This is a genomic window from Photobacterium sp. Hal280, from assembly GCF_037162255.1.
Classification (GTDB): domain Bacteria; phylum Pseudomonadota; class Gammaproteobacteria; order Enterobacterales; family Vibrionaceae; genus Photobacterium.
This window is the reverse complement of record NZ_JARLUO010000005.1, coordinates 1,421,060-1,435,091: the sequence shown is the minus strand read 5'-3', so window position 1 is coordinate 1,435,091 and position 14,032 is coordinate 1,421,060. Positions and strand designations below refer to the sequence as shown.

Sequence of the window (14,032 nt, the reverse complement as noted above, 5' to 3'; positions counted from 1 at the left end):
AGAGTTGTTTGTGATTCATAATCCCTGCTATCAATTTTTTATCAATGAGATTCGTTATTGGCAGCGATTATACAAAAACAAATGATAATTACTATCAATCTCAATGTTATTTAGATCACAATCAAGCGATTTTATTGGAACTAAGTCCAATTTATGAAACTTGTTGGGTGTTTTTTATTGCAAGTAGAATTGAGCTATGCGAAGGAAGGATCTGATGATTTTTTCGTTGTTTAAAGGGCTTGTCAGGATTTTTTCTTGTCAGTGACATGAGGGAGTGTTAGTATCCGCGCTCAATTTGACGGTACTCAGTAAGGTCGCATTACTGAAATACCTTCTTCTTATCCACTCACTTAAGAGTAGTTATCATGAAATTTGAAGCACAAGTACGTTCAGACCTGGGTAAAGGTGCGAGCCGCCGCCTGCGTCACACTAACAAATTCCCAGCGATCATCTACGGTGGCACTGAAGCTCCAGTTGCAATCGAACTGAAACACGATGACGTGATCAACCAGATGGACAAAGAAGGCTTCTACGATGCCATCACTCTGGTAATCGACGGTAAAGAAGTGAACGTTAAGCCACAAGACATCCAGCGTCACCCGTTCAAGCCAAAAGTTCAGCACATGGACTTCATCCGCATCTAATTGCGGTTGGTGTGAAAACGCTGAAGAAAAAAGCGCCTCAGGGCGCTTTTTTTGTGTCTGGTGTTTATTCATGGGATGACACGCTAAAACAAACTTTGCTGCGGATTGTCTGGCGCATTCGCGGCCTGCATTTCCAGCTCTCGCCTGCGCTTAAGTAAACGCAGATAACGTTGCCGGCATAATTTGATCACATGCCGCTTCTGATCGTTGCTCATCACCTGCCAGTGAAATCGCTCTTCGCGGCTTCTCAGGCAGCCTTTGCAATACCCTCTGTTATTCACCTGGCAGACACCAATACACGGGCTGGGAATGGTAAAAAGTTCTAACTGCTCCATATCCCCTTCTCTGCTATCAGCGTGCTATACGGTGAAAGGTTCATAACGACGGCGAACTGCTTAAATTGCATACAAACTGATAGTAACGACTTTATGCTGATAACGCCAGTCGGCCATGGGTGCCCTCGGGAAAGTGATGCCAGTCTGTCATCAGTGAGCCACTTCACACCCATCACAAATAGTTAACATAATTACTGATGTCTTTTCTGCGTAGTTTACGCAACTCACCCAAACACTTACCGTGATAAATATTTATTATTTATCAAAAAGTTAAGTTAACTTGCAAAAGCGATATACGTATTAATACGTAATACCTTAGTCGCTATTTATCACGATCTTATTTGACAGCCACTCAGTGTTATTGCGCTTGTTCGGGCCTATAGTTTGTTCAATGCTTTGATTGCAATAGGGATTATCCCGCTATCACAATAACAATGAGGACGTGAACCATGAGTCTGGTAAAACGCACTGTACGCAATGCTCTGGTGGCAGCCAGCGCGGTTGCGGTTTTACTTTCCAGTACCGCCGCTTATTCCGCAGAAAAAGTCTATCGCCTGAAACTGGCAGAAACCTGGGGCGCAAACTTTCCTATTTTTGGTGACACCACCAAAGCCATGGCCGAAATGGCAGAGAAAATGTCCAATGGCCGTTTGCAGATCCGCATTGATTCTGCCAACAAACACAAAGCGCCGCTGGGTGTGTTTGATATGGTCAAAGCCGGCCAGTATGACATGGGCCACTCGGCGTCTTATTACTGGAAAGGCAAAGTACCGAATACCCTTTATTTCTCCACGATGCCCTTCGGTATGGTCGCGGCTGAACAGTATGCCTGGTTCTATCACGGTGGCGGCATGGAGCTGATGGAAAAAGTCTATGGCCCGCATAACCTGCTGTCTTTCCCCGGTGGTAACACGGGCGTTCAGATGGGCGGCTGGTTTCAGAAAGAAATCAAAACCGTTGATGATCTCAAAGGCCTGAAAATCCGTATTCCGGGCTTTGCCGGTGAAGTTCTGGCTAAGTTAGGCGCCAGCCCGACCAATATTGCACCGGGCGAGCTCTACACAGCACTTGAGCGCCGCACCATTGATGCGCTGGAATGGGTGGGACCGGGTCTGGATCTGAGAATGGGTTTCCACAAAATCGCGCCTTACTACTATACCGGCTGGCATGAGCCTGCAACTGAACTGCAGTTTCTGGTCAACAAGCAATCCTGGGAACGCCTGCCAGCTGATCTGCAGGAAATTCTGCGTGTTGCCATGCGCCTCTCGGCCTATGACATGTATATCTTAAATACCCACGCCAGTGCCGAGAACTGGTCAACCATGAAGGAAGAATATCCGAACATCAAAGTGATGAATTTCCCGGATGAGGTCATGGCAGCCATTCGCCAGGCCAACGATGAATTGCTTGACGAGCAGGCCAAGAATGATCCGCTGGCAAAAGAAATCCTGGATTCACAAGCGGCCTATCTGAAAAAAGCCCGTGAATGGACGCTGATTGCCGATAAAGCCTACCTCGACAGTCAGGCTGAACAGAAATAACACGCAAGTCATGCACCGGTTTGTCCGGTGCATGCTCCTTTATCAGTCTGGAATGTTGCCTCGCGACGGAGTCATTATGCGAAGCTTGTTAGCCTTCGAAAAAATCATCAACCGGTTTTCTGATTTGCTTGGCTGGATAGCCAGCACTCTTTTTATCATACTGATGTTCAACGTTTTTTATGATGTTGTGATGCGGTATGCCTTTAACCGTGTTTCTATTGCCATGCAGGAGATGGAATGGCACCTGTTCTCAGCCGTTTTCCTGCTTGGCGTTCCTTATGCACTGAAGGCCGGAGGCCATGTGCGGGTCGATGTTTTCTACGAACGTTTCACTCTCAAAACCCGCGCCATGATCGACCTGCTGGGGACGCTCTTTTTTCTTCTGCCATTCTGTATCCTGGTGTTCTGGTATGGCATTGATTATATGAAAGAGTCCTACGCGCTTGGTGAGTCCAGCGGCGACCCGGGCGGTTTACCTTATCGCTGGCTGATTAAAGGGCTGATCCCGCTTTCTTTCCTGTTTATGGCCATTTCAGGGATCGGAATGCTGCTGCACAACATTAACCGGCTGGTCAACCCAGGCCTGTTCCACGAAAAATAAGGAATATTCCGTGGTTGGTATCATCATGTTTATCGTTGCCCTGTTTGCTCTGTTACTCGGGTTTCCAGTGGCATTTACCTTCGGCGGTATCGCACTGCTGTTCGGCGTCTGGGCAGAAGGACCGGAAATCTTTGCCTTCATGCCGTTTCGCATCATGAGCATTATGCAGAACACTGTGCTCATGGCCGTCCCACTTTTCGTCTTCATGGGTTTAGTACTGCAAAAAACCCGTCTGGCAGAGCAGTTGCTGGAATCCATGGGAAAACTTTTTGGCAGTGTCCGTGGTGGTCTGGCTATCTCAACGGTATTAGTGGGATCACTGCTGGCCGCGTCAACCGGTGTCGTCGGGGCTTCTGTAGTCGCAATGGGCCTGATATCCCTGCCTGTAATGATGAAATACCAGTACAGCAAAGGCCTGGCAACCGGCACAATTTGCGCCTCTGGTACGCTGGGTCAGATCATTCCGCCGTCCATCGTATTGATCTTGTTAGGAGACGTACTGGGAATTCCGGTTGGCGATCTGTTTCAGGCTGCGATCTGGCCCGGCCTCGCACTGGTACTGGCTTATATCGTTTACATCGTCATATACAGCTGGTTGAATCCAGAAGCCACACAACCGATGGAGCGGGATCCCGACCAGTCTCGTCAGCAAGAAATCATCACGGCACTGAAAGCCGTATTGCCGCCTCTGGCACTGATTATCGTCGTGTTGGGGTCAATTTTTGCGGGTATCGCCACCCCTACCGAGTCAGCGGCTTTGGGCGGCATGGGCGCGGTTCTGCTGTCGGTTGTTTACCGGCAGTTTTCCTGGCGTATGCTGTATGACAGTGCATTCGAAACCGTCAAAGTCACCGCCATGGTATTTGGGATCCTGCTGGGTGCGACGGCTTTCTCTATGGCATTCACCTACACAGGCGGTGATTATCTGGTCGAAGAATGGATGCTTGCATTGCCTGGAGAAGAATGGAGCTTTCTGATCCTGACCATGCTCATCATTCTGATCCTGGGATTCTTCATCGATTTCGTTGAAATCTGCTTTATCGTGGTACCGATTCTGGCCCCGATTGCGGATGCTATGGGGATCAATATGCTCTGGTTTGCCATTCTGATTGCCATGAATCTGCAAACCTCCTTCCTGACGCCGCCCTTTGGTTTCAGCCTGTTTTACCTGAAAGGCGTCGCGCCTGACGGTATTAGCACCCGCGATATTTATAAAGGCGTTATGCCCTTCATTACCATTCAGGTTCTCATCCTGGCCTCTGTCTTAGTATTCCCTGGCTTCTACGGACTGTAGCCTGGCAATAAAACTCCGCAAATCTAGAGCTAGTCGGCACTTTTTCGATAAAGTGCCGCTATTTTGCTTTGATCTTCCCAACAAATTGTTAACATTCAAGGCAACTATGCAATCGCTCAAAAGCCCTACGTTTGCAACGATGCCCCTGAAAGTGAAGCTGATTTTACTGACACTGCTCCCATTACTACTGATCAGCGCTGCGATCAGCTGGATTGCTATCTATCAGGCAACCTCGCTGGGGCAAAAAGAAATTGCTACCTTTCGTGCCAGCCTGATTGCGTCTAAAGAGCAAGCGCTGAAAGATACAGTCGATCTTGCCCTCGACAGTATCAATCACATCTATCAAAACGCCGCCGTCGATGATGATAAAGCCAAAGCGGAAGTAAAACGTATTCTGAACGACCTGAGATACGGAAATGACGGCTATTTTTTTGTGTACCACGAAGATGGCACCAACCTGGCCCACCCTGTTTTACCCGAGCTGGTCGGGAAAAATTTATTGCATTTACAAGACAATAATGGCGATTACCTGATTCAGGCGCTGATAAAAACAGCAAAATCGGGCGGCGGATTTCATCAGTACCTCTGGCATAAACCGTCGAGTGATTTAATCGTGACAAAACTCAGTTATGCGGCATGGCTTCCGAAATGGCGCTGGATGATAGGCACCGGCCTGTACATTGAAGATGTCGCCCGCCAGATGGCGAAGGTAGAACAAGGGGTGCAGGCCAACATACGCACAACCTTCATTTCTGTCATTGTGCTGGTTGCCATCACCACCCTGGTTATTCTGACGACCACGCTGGCAATCAATCTTCATGAGCACAGGTTAGCAGACAGCCGTTTAAAAGAACTGGCGCATAAAACGGTCATGTTTCAGGAAGAAGAGAAAAAGCATGTTGCCAGAGAGCTCCACGACGGGGTGAACCAATTACTGGTTTCCTGCAAATGCCATCTGGAATTGCTTCAGGATAAAATGGCCAAATCAGACATCGAACAGGCCATACGCCACCGGGGCCTGAGTGAATATTCCCTGCTGCAGGCCATTGCCGAACTGAGGCGTATCTCGCACAGCCTGCGTCCCAGCTCCTTGGATGACATCGGACTGATTGCGGCACTGGATAACCTGTTCAGTGATTTTTCCGCTTCGACCGGCATACGTGTCAATCGTTCTCTGACACTGGGTCATGCCAGCCTCTCTTCAGATATGATGACGACGCTATACCGGGTGGCTCAGGAGTCACTGGTGAACATCAGCAAGCATGCTCAGTCTGATGTTATTGAGACCGAACTGTCAGTGATACAGGAAAACCTGCAGTTTATGATTCGCGATCATGGGACGGGCTTTAACGTACAACATGCCATGAATGGCAAAGGGATCGGCCTTCGCAACATGCGCGAACGGCTGGAATTTCTGGGTGGCGAGCTGGATATCAGCAGTGAACCAGGGCAAGGAACGGAAATCCTGGTCAACCTCCCTCTGAAACAAGGACTGGACATTTATGGCAAAAATTCAAGTGCTGTTAGTGGATGACCATCAGGTCGTCATGGAAGGTTTCAAAGCCCGGCTCGACAACGAAGCCAACATCGAGGTGATTGCAACAGCAAGTAATGGCGCTGAAGCGCTGAGAAAAGCCGAACAATATCAACCCGATGTCGTGCTGATGGATATCAGTATGCCGGAAATGAATGGTATTGAAGCCACTCGCCATTTCAGTCACCGCTTTCCGCAGATCAAAGTGCTGATCCTGACCATGCATGACAATCGCGAATACATTCTTCAGGTGATGCAGGCAGGCGCCAGTGGCTATATTCTCAAAGAAGTTTCCGCGCAGGAAATGGTGCAAGCCATAGAAGCCGTTCATCAGGGCGGACGTTATTTTTGCCGGCTGGTCGCCGATACCTTATTCGCCGCCCCCATTAAGCAGGTTCAGCCCGCGGAGGTGATACTGACACCATTAAGCCGGCGGGAAGAAACCATACTGTGTCAGGTGGCACTGGGTAAAAGCAGCAAAAATATTGCCCAAGAGCTGGGGATCAGCACCCGAACGGTGGAAACCCACCGTCAGAATATCAAGCATAAACTGAATATGAACTCCACGGCTGAGCTCACCGCTTATGCCGTGAAAGAAAATCTGATTTAGAACAGCCCCAGTTGCGGTGCAATAATGTCGTCAAAATGCCGTCCGATAAACGGCAGAATCCCATCTGCGATGGGCTTTAACTGTTTATCAATGTAGTGGTCGTAATCGATCTGGCTTTGTCTGGCTTCCACCGGTTCCGGGCCATGGGTGGTGATGACATACTCAATCCAGCCGCCAGTCTGATACTGCAAGGGACGCCCCAACTGCTGATTCACTTCATCGGCCCGACGGGCGGCCCGGACATGGGGCGGCACATTTTTCTGGTACTCAGACAGGTGACGGCGTAACCTTTTGCGATAGATCAGTTTGTCGTCATAAGCGCCCTGCCCGGTCATTTCGACGTATGAACGCACATACTCTTCCACGTCTTCGTCATGAAATACTTTACGGTAAAGGGTCTGCTGGAACTCTTGTGCCAAGGGGGTCCAGTCGGTACGGACCGTCTCCAGCCCTTTAAACACCATTTCCTCAACACCGTTTCGAATCACCAGACCGGCATAACGCTTTTTACTGCCGGTTTCCTGCCCTCGGATCGTCGGCATCAGAAATTTGTGATAATGGGTTTCGTATTCCAGCTCAAGGGCGGAAGCGAGGTTGTACTGTTCTTGCAGATGCCGGGCCCACCACGCATTGATCTCCGCCACCAGCCGGGCACCGATGGCATCCGCATCCTCACCACTGTGGGCCTTTTTCAGCGACACAAACGTCGAGTCCGTATCGCCGTATATCACCTCATACCCCTGCTCTTCAATGCGCTCGCGGGTCAGCTTCATAATTTCATGACCACGCATAGTGATCGAAGAGGCCAGGCGATGATCAAAAAAACGACAGCCGGAGGAGCCCAATACACCATAGAAAGAGTTCATGATGATTTTTATCGCCTGGGAAAACGCTTTTTCTCCGTCTCTTTTTGCCTGGTCACGTGCGGCCCACAATGCTTCGATCATTTCGGGCAAAAAATGCTTTCGCCGGTGAAAACGGCCGCCCCGAAAGCCAGCGATAGCCTGGTGTTCAGATTTACCTTCCTCCAGAAGTAAACCTTCAACCAGCCCCATGGGATCGATACAGAATGTGCGGATAATCGACGGGTACAGCGATTTGAAATCCAGCACCAGCACCGAGTCATACAAACCCGGTTTCGAGTCCATCACATAACCGCCGGGGCTGGCGATCCAGTTTTCGCTTTCGAGATTAGGAGCAACATAACCGGCGCGATGCAACTGAGGTAGATACAGGTTGGTGAATGCAGCAACCGATCCGCCGACTCTGTCCAGCTCGACGCCCGTCAGTCGGCTGCGTTCCAGCGCAAAATCCAGCAAGTGTGTTTTTTCGAAGATCCGGGTAACCAGTTTACAGTCCTGCAGGTTATAGCGCGCCAGTGACACTTTATCTTCGCGGAACATCTGATTAATTTCAGCCATGCGATCGTACACATTGTGAATGGCTTTGCCCTCGCCGAGCAGTTCTTGTGCGACCGACTCCAGTGACCAGGAGCGAAAGTTATAGGTGGCGGTTTTTAGCGTATCAATACCGTCCATCACCACCCGGCCCGGAATGGTAATGAAACCGGCATTCGGGTTCTGACTGGACTGGCGCCAGTGCGGCGTCTGCCTGCCACGGCCAAGCCGCAAAGGCAATTTGTGCCACTCGGCACGCCGCAGTAACAAGCGCCAGTCAAAATCCACCACGTTCCAGCCGATCACGACATCAGGATCATAGCGGATAAACCATTCTTGCATGGCAATCAGCAGGGCTTTTTCATCCCGGACCCATTCAATCCATGTCAGATTTTTCTGCTCAGCATTGAGAGGCTCACCAACCATGATCACCCGGCTGTCAGCCTCGCTGTGCAGACCGACAGAATACAAAATGCCCTTCTCTGAACATTCAATATCCAGTGAGACAACAGACAAGGAAGGCAGATAATCCGCCGATTTGGTTTTCACCTGACGAAATTCGGTATACCCGTCTCTGATAACAGCATTCCCTGCGAAGGCGATGCCACCACGGATGAAACGCTCCATCAGATAACGGTCAGCAAGTCGGATATCATCTTCAAACACTTTCATGCCTTCCGCTGACAACAAGGCGCCAATCCGAAGGCTGGCGCTGATGGTCGCGCTATAACAGGCCGACATGGTCTGATGCTGGAAGTCTTTCATGTCCAGCGTGCGCCAGTTGACGGGCAGGCCGTGTTGGGTAAGCACAGCGTCTGCCCTTGCCTGCTCGCTGGCCGGAATAAAACACACCGGATGCTCACCGTCGATCACCAACTGGCAAGGCCCTTGATCCGTTTTTACCCAGAGAACAATCTGAGTCTGCCCTTGCCTGTCGCGGCTTTGCCGGGTGAGCACAAACCCTTCAGCTTGCTGCAATGAAGATTGTGTGTTTTGCCCGGGTGAGACGTGGGGATGCTTAGCCGATTCTGCGTTCAATTTTCTTCCACTCATCAACCAGCCACTGGCCAAAGCCCTGCATCAAAAACAAGGAGGCCTTTTTAGGTACTTGTGTCCGGCTCATCAGAATATACGCACGCTCGATGTCGACAGCTTTATCAGGATAATTTTTCAAAAACAGATCTGTGGCTTCTCTGACTGACAGGGCCAGTACTTTTTCCCGGTGAAACACGAGCGTGTATGCCGTCCACAGCATTTTCTTCCCTATATACTCACAATAGTCAAGGTAATGCTCAGGTACCCGTGTTTTCAGGATTTTCTCCCGGTATTCAATGAGGATGGGCTCAAAAGGGCCATTTAATGATTTTGCCGCGTCCCAGCTGGGTTCGAATGCACCAAAGCGGCCGGACAAATCATCGCCCTTGAGGCACACGCAGCAATGTCTGAGCCAGAAGCCCCACTGAAAAATGCCGTCCAGTGACAAGACATCACGCGTAATGGCATGCCTGATATCCAGCCGTTTCACGGCCCTGTGACGCCTGGCTATATGGGTGCTCAGGCTGTGTAACCGGCTTTTTTCCTGCTCGTTCAAAGGCCGCTCAAACACCAGAGTCAGATTGAGATCTGACTGCCCGGGCACAGCGTCACGACGCGCAACGCTACCTGCAAGGTATACGCTGTGAAGTGTTTCTTTGAACAGGACACCGAGGTGTTGCAAAGTTTCATGAATACAGGGTTGAAACACCGGTTGAAAAGGCCGGTTGTTATCAATGACGGGAAGAAGAGTTGGCAATATCTGTTTCCTGGAGCACCGCACTGTCTGCCTGCATCATAGCATGAAAGTGACAGCCATAAAGTTGGCGGCAGGTTTAAACGCTGCAATCTCAACCAACTAAGGCCTGACCGCGCCGGCTACAGCACAATCGTCTGTATCATAGCCATCGGCAGGTGGCCTTGGTATACTCCCGGTTCTATTCAATAAAACTGATATTGACCCAAACATGGATAACTTAGACCTGATTTCATACGACGACGTGATTGAAGCTGCCTACGATATTTTTCTGGAAATGGCACAAGACAGTCTGGAACCTGCCGATGTCTTGCTGTTCACGGCTCAGTTTGATGACCGTGGTGCTGCTGAGGTTGTAGAAACCGGAGAAGACTGGCCAGGCCATGTTGGCTTCGCTGTTGATGGCGAAGAATATGCAGAAGTGCGGATCGGGCTGGTGAACGAAGCCAACGATGAATTGGATGACGTCTTTGCCCGCATGCTGATCAGCCGTAACCCGGACAATAAATTCTGCCACATCTTGTGGAAACGCGACTAATCCGGTGATGAAGCCAGATACAACAAAAAACGGTGCTGATATCAGCACCGTTTTTTTAGATCATACCAAGACAGGCGCTTCTTCCTGCTGACAACGTCTGACCCAGAGCAGGCTGGCAATCGCCATCAGCACCATGCATGTCATGATCGCACCCAGGCTGAACTGGTCTTTTGCACTCAGCATAGACGCCACCAAAGCCGCAACACCCGCACCTAAGTTTTGCAAACCACCCAGCACCGCCCCCGCCGTACCGGCATGGAAAGGAAAAGGTTCTACCGCAGCTGTGGTGGCCACCGGAAAAACAATCCCGGAGCCAATGAAATACAGAAATGCGCCGCCAATGAGTGAACTGACAGTGACCAGTCCCGCCATTCCGGGCAGCAAAATGGTTAACGCACCGAAGCCAAGTGCTGCCAGTCCGACATACAATACCCGCTGCTGTCCCATATGCTTGAGCAACAGAGTCGACATCCAGGAGCCCAGCAGATATCCCGGCAATGGCATCACAAATAGCCAGCTCACTGTCGTCGGATCCAGTTTCAGTACATTACCCAGCAAGACACCAGCGGCAGCTTCAAATACGGCAAGCCCTGAAAAGGTTGCCACTAAGCACATGACATACCCCTGAAATTTGCGATTACTCAGCACATATTTGTAGCTGACAGCCACACGCTCTACCCTGCGCTTCTCAGCAGGCAGAGTTTCAGTGAATCGGGATAAAATAATCAAGGTGACGGCAGCACCCAAAGCCAGTAAAAACACATAACTTGCCGACCAGCCAAATGCCTCGGACAGGTATCCGCCCAGTACCGGCGCGACCAGTGGCGAGAAAATAATACCCATGCTGACCAGACTGTTTACTTTGTGCAGTTCTGCACCTTCGTAACAGTCCCGGGTAATGGTTCTGCACATTGCGCCGCCGCACCCGGTTCCCATGCCCTGAATAAAACTGGCGACCAAAAAGACTTCAAACGAAGGCGCAAACAGCGCCAGTATTGTGCCGAGTATGAAAATACTCATACCGGCCAACATCACAGGCTTACGTCCAATCCGATCCGATAAAGGACCGTAGACGAACTGTGACAGACCGTATGGAATGAGATACGCGGCCATCACTGCCTGCAAGAAAGCGGGCTTGACGCTGAATGTCGCTGCCATTTGTGGGATCGCTGGCACGTACATGGTTTGGGTCATTTGCCCGACGGCGGCCAGAATAATAATCAGAAACAGAATTTTTGCCACACTGGCAGAATAAGATTGCCTTTGCACAACCTCACTCCTTACAACAATACAAAGAAAAAGATAAGTTCAAGTCATCATAAGACAATGCGGAAAATGAACCTTGAGAAATAGCTGCAGAATCGACCATTTGCATCAAGTATCCTTATGACGAGCTTTCGAGCGGGATAGTAATGGCAGGCAAGGCGAACAACAAGTAAATCCTAACCGAATCTGCACGATACTTTATTATGATTCGGATTATAAAAACTAATCTTAAAACTGCGGTTTCCCGGGCAAAAAAAAGCGAGCATTTCAGCTCGCTTTTCAATCGGTTTTTATCCGGTTTCAGTCAAAATGAAAACGGTGTTTACCGCGACTGGCTTTGGCACGAAGGTAATTTTCATTACCCTCTTTCAAGTGTGCTTTTGTACCCACGACTTCTTCAATCGAAATGCCTAAAGCTTCCAGGTCCTGAATTTTTTTCGGGTTATTCGTGATCAACCTGATGCTTTCAACACCTAGTGCTTTGAGCATTTGTGCCGCTTCGGAAAAATCCCGAAGATCATCACCAAATCCCAGATGATTATTCGCTTCATAGGTGTTCATCCCCTGACTCTGCAGCAGGTAGGCATCGATTTTGTTATACAAACCAATCCCACGACCTTCCTGGCGCAGATACAAAATAATGCCACCTTCTTCGGCCATCCGCTCTATGGTTTCATCTAACTGCTCACCACAGTCACAACGTGATGAATGAAACACATCCCCGGTCAGGCATTCAGAATGCATCCGGACCAAAGGGGGGATCTGTTGTTTATCTGCATCACGGAAAATAAGCGCAACATGCTCTTTTCCTGAAACGAGGCCATCAAAAGAGAGAATATCGGCAGGGATATGGCTTTTCGTACCGACTTTAAAGGGGACTCTGGCCCTTACATTTACCATTTTGTTTTATTACCTCTCATACAACCACAGTCTGACGACCCTTGATTGCTATGTTATCTACCGACACAGTTCATTAGACCGCTGACTTCAATGCGCTGTTGGTATGCATGTGGCGCTGATGATATCTAAAATTATGACACTAAAACAGCCATCACCGTTGACTTATACGCCAGTGACACCCATCAAAAGTGTTATAACATAACAATTAAGGCATGGGCAATCATGACTGTTGTCAGAGATAAAGGACTCTGTTTACCTCAGAGCCCCCTGCGCTAGTCCTGAAACTGGTCATGAATTTCCTGACTAAAGCGCAGTAAGGTATCCAGGATACGCTCACCATCGGCCCGCAGCCCGTTGTGCTCGAACTCATTCGTCATCCAGGCTTTACTGTTTGGGATACCGGCCAGGGTGTCACGGCTGTAATCAAATTCCACGTACATGTCTTCGACATAAACCGCGGCAGCCAGCGGGACCTGGTTAACAGCCAGCTGGCTGGCATCATATAACGCTGGCCAATCTGCTTTTTCGGCCAGAATAGCGGCCGCTTCACGTAATGGTTTCAGGGTATCCAGTTGCTCAAACATCCACGGATAAACCATTTCACCGGTAAAACAAAAATCTTTGCCGGCCTGATAATGACATTGAGGGTACTCATCGCGCACCCGATGCGCAGACCAGCGGGAGGCCTGGTGCTGACAATAAATCGACTCGTGCAGAATCGCATAAATCGGGTTGGTCTGGTAAGACTGCTCCGCCAGCATGGCATTCAGGAAGCTGTAGCTGAGTTCCGGCTGCCCATTGACCTCGACAAATGCACTCTCCAGCTGATAATAGAGCGCCAGATCCCCGCCACTTCTGCCAAGATTGATACCAATTAACTGAAACTGTTCAACGGTAAACCGCTGCCCGTTCGGCAGAAATACATCATGGTTCAATAAATGATCCGCAATGCGATTACACAGCGCCTGAGCGGCAGGAAAACGCTTAAAGAAAGCCGCATTTTTATCCAGTACCCGGCGATAGGTTGCCCGGTACACCTCATCCGCATGGCCAGCGATTGGCGGAATGCCACCAGTCACACAGGCGCTGGCCAGGCTGTCCGGGTAAAAGAAAGATAATGCAACGCGCAAAATCCACCGAAGCTCTGCCCCAGCAGTGACCATTGTTGAATCCCTAACGCTTCCCGAATGGCTTCCGCGTCACGCACAATATTATCCGCCCGGAAATGGCACAGGTAATCGGCTTGCTGTTGCGCTGTTCGTCCAGTCAGCGTCTGCGCATGGACCGGCTCACTCTGTCCTGTGCCCCGCTGATCGAGAAGCAAGACTTTGTACTCTTTCAGTGCCCGTTTCAGCCAGCCACTTTCGGCCTCGGGCCTTGGTGACGGGAAACCCGGCCCGCCCTGCAAGTACACTAACCAGGGTAACTCGCTGTTTTCCTGACCTCTTGCCACCATTTCACGGGCAAAAACACGAATCTTTTGGCCTTCGGGGTTTTGATAATCCAAAGGCAGCTGAAAAAAGTGCGGCTGACAGAACATGTCACCAATATAAAAACCTGATTGCATCATTTTCTCCATGGTT

Annotated in this window: 12 protein-coding genes and 1 pseudogene; 7 read left to right on the top strand and 6 right to left on the bottom strand. The window is 49.8% G+C overall.

Going from position 1 to position 14,032, the window contains the following annotated elements; all coding sequences use genetic code 11:
- Positions 1 to 365: 365 nt before the first annotated feature.
- Positions 366 to 644: a 50S ribosomal protein L25 gene (rplY, locus tag P4S53_RS16095; protein WP_027252308.1), complete on the top strand. Its 279-nt coding sequence runs from the start codon at positions 366 to 368 to the stop codon at positions 642 to 644.
- Between the two features lie 83 nt (positions 645 to 727).
- Here rplY and P4S53_RS16090 read toward each other — a convergent pair whose 3' ends face one another.
- Complete coding sequence (locus tag P4S53_RS16090) at positions 728 to 979, bottom strand: DUF1289 domain-containing protein (RefSeq protein ID WP_337113451.1); 252 nt, start codon at positions 977 to 979, stop codon at positions 728 to 730.
- 449 nt (positions 980 to 1,428) lie between these two features.
- On the opposite strand from P4S53_RS16090, the gene P4S53_RS16085 reads away from it, so the two are divergent.
- The 5 genes from P4S53_RS16085 (at position 1,429) to P4S53_RS16065 (ending at position 6,559) form a co-directional block, all read left to right on the top strand.
- Entirely contained in the window at positions 1,429 to 2,520 is a 1,092-nt protein-coding gene (locus tag P4S53_RS16085) for a TRAP transporter substrate-binding protein (protein WP_337113450.1), read from the top strand.
- 76 nt (positions 2,521 to 2,596) lie between these two features.
- Positions 2,597 to 3,121, top strand: coding sequence for a TRAP transporter small permease subunit (locus P4S53_RS16080; protein ID WP_337113449.1), 525 nt, complete (start codon positions 2,597 to 2,599; stop codon positions 3,119 to 3,121).
- Positions 3,122 to 3,131: 10 nt separating this feature from the next.
- A complete protein-coding gene (locus P4S53_RS16075; RefSeq protein WP_337113448.1) occupies positions 3,132 to 4,415 on the top strand; it encodes a TRAP transporter large permease in 1,284 nt (427 codons plus the stop codon).
- A gap of 139 nt (positions 4,416 to 4,554) precedes the next feature.
- Entirely contained in the window at positions 4,555 to 5,949 is a 1,395-nt protein-coding gene (locus tag P4S53_RS16070) for a cache domain-containing protein (protein ID WP_337114510.1), read from the top strand.
- On the top strand, positions 5,918 to 6,559 hold the full coding sequence (locus P4S53_RS16065) for a response regulator transcription factor (protein ID WP_337113447.1): 642 nt from the start codon (positions 5,918 to 5,920) through the stop codon (positions 6,557 to 6,559). Before P4S53_RS16070 ends, P4S53_RS16065 begins: the two co-directional genes overlap by 32 nt.
- Here P4S53_RS16065 and P4S53_RS16060 read toward each other — a convergent pair.
- Positions 6,556 to 8,934, bottom strand: a complete 2,379-nt coding sequence (locus P4S53_RS16060; protein ID WP_337114509.1) for a DNA polymerase II — start codon at positions 8,932 to 8,934, stop codon at positions 6,556 to 6,558. The two genes, P4S53_RS16065 and P4S53_RS16060, sit on opposite strands and share 4 nt — an antisense overlap.
- A 40-nt stretch (positions 8,935 to 8,974) precedes the next feature.
- A complete protein-coding gene (locus P4S53_RS16055; RefSeq protein ID WP_337113446.1) occupies positions 8,975 to 9,748 on the bottom strand; it encodes a nucleotidyltransferase domain-containing protein in 774 nt (257 codons plus the stop codon).
- Positions 9,749 to 9,956: 208 nt separating this feature from the next.
- Here P4S53_RS16055 and P4S53_RS16050 point away from each other — a divergent pair, with 208 nt between their 5' ends.
- Complete coding sequence (locus P4S53_RS16050) at positions 9,957 to 10,283, top strand: HI1450 family dsDNA-mimic protein (protein ID WP_027252317.1); 327 nt, start codon at positions 9,957 to 9,959, stop codon at positions 10,281 to 10,283.
- A gap of 60 nt (positions 10,284 to 10,343) precedes the next feature.
- Here the strand turns inward: P4S53_RS16050 and emrD are convergent, their stop codons facing one another.
- The 3 genes and pseudogenes from emrD to P4S53_RS16035 form a co-directional block, all read right to left on the bottom strand.
- Complete coding sequence (emrD, locus tag P4S53_RS16045) at positions 10,344 to 11,552, bottom strand: multidrug efflux MFS transporter EmrD (RefSeq protein ID WP_337113445.1); 1,209 nt, start codon at positions 11,550 to 11,552, stop codon at positions 10,344 to 10,346.
- Between the two features lie 297 nt (positions 11,553 to 11,849).
- The gene (locus tag P4S53_RS16040) at positions 11,850 to 12,449 is read right to left on the bottom strand and encodes a GTP cyclohydrolase II (protein WP_337113444.1); all 600 of its coding nucleotides are present in this window, start codon (positions 12,447 to 12,449) and stop codon (positions 11,850 to 11,852) included.
- 272 nt (positions 12,450 to 12,721) lie between these two features.
- A pseudogene (locus P4S53_RS16035) lies at positions 12,722 to 14,016 on the bottom strand (alpha/beta fold hydrolase).
- Positions 14,017 to 14,032: the final 16 nt, after the last annotated feature.

Coding starts and splice junctions, on each gene's coding strand:
- rplY (WP_027252308.1), top strand. CDS start 366: ATGAAATTTGAAGCACAAGTACGTTCAGACCTGGGTAAAGGTGCGAGC.
- P4S53_RS16090 (WP_337113451.1), bottom strand. CDS start 979: ATGGAGCAGTTAGAACTTTTTACCATTCCCAGCCCGTGTATTGGTGTC.
- P4S53_RS16085 (WP_337113450.1), top strand. CDS start 1,429: ATGAGTCTGGTAAAACGCACTGTACGCAATGCTCTGGTGGCAGCCAGC.
- P4S53_RS16080 (WP_337113449.1), top strand. CDS start 2,597: ATGCGAAGCTTGTTAGCCTTCGAAAAAATCATCAACCGGTTTTCTGAT.
- P4S53_RS16070 (WP_337114510.1), top strand. CDS start 4,555: ATGCCCCTGAAAGTGAAGCTGATTTTACTGACACTGCTCCCATTACTA.
- P4S53_RS16065 (WP_337113447.1), top strand. CDS start 5,918: ATGGCAAAAATTCAAGTGCTGTTAGTGGATGACCATCAGGTCGTCATG.
- P4S53_RS16050 (WP_027252317.1), top strand. CDS start 9,957: ATGGATAACTTAGACCTGATTTCATACGACGACGTGATTGAAGCTGCC.
- P4S53_RS16040 (WP_337113444.1), bottom strand. CDS start 12,449: ATGGTAAATGTAAGGGCCAGAGTCCCCTTTAAAGTCGGTACGAAAAGC.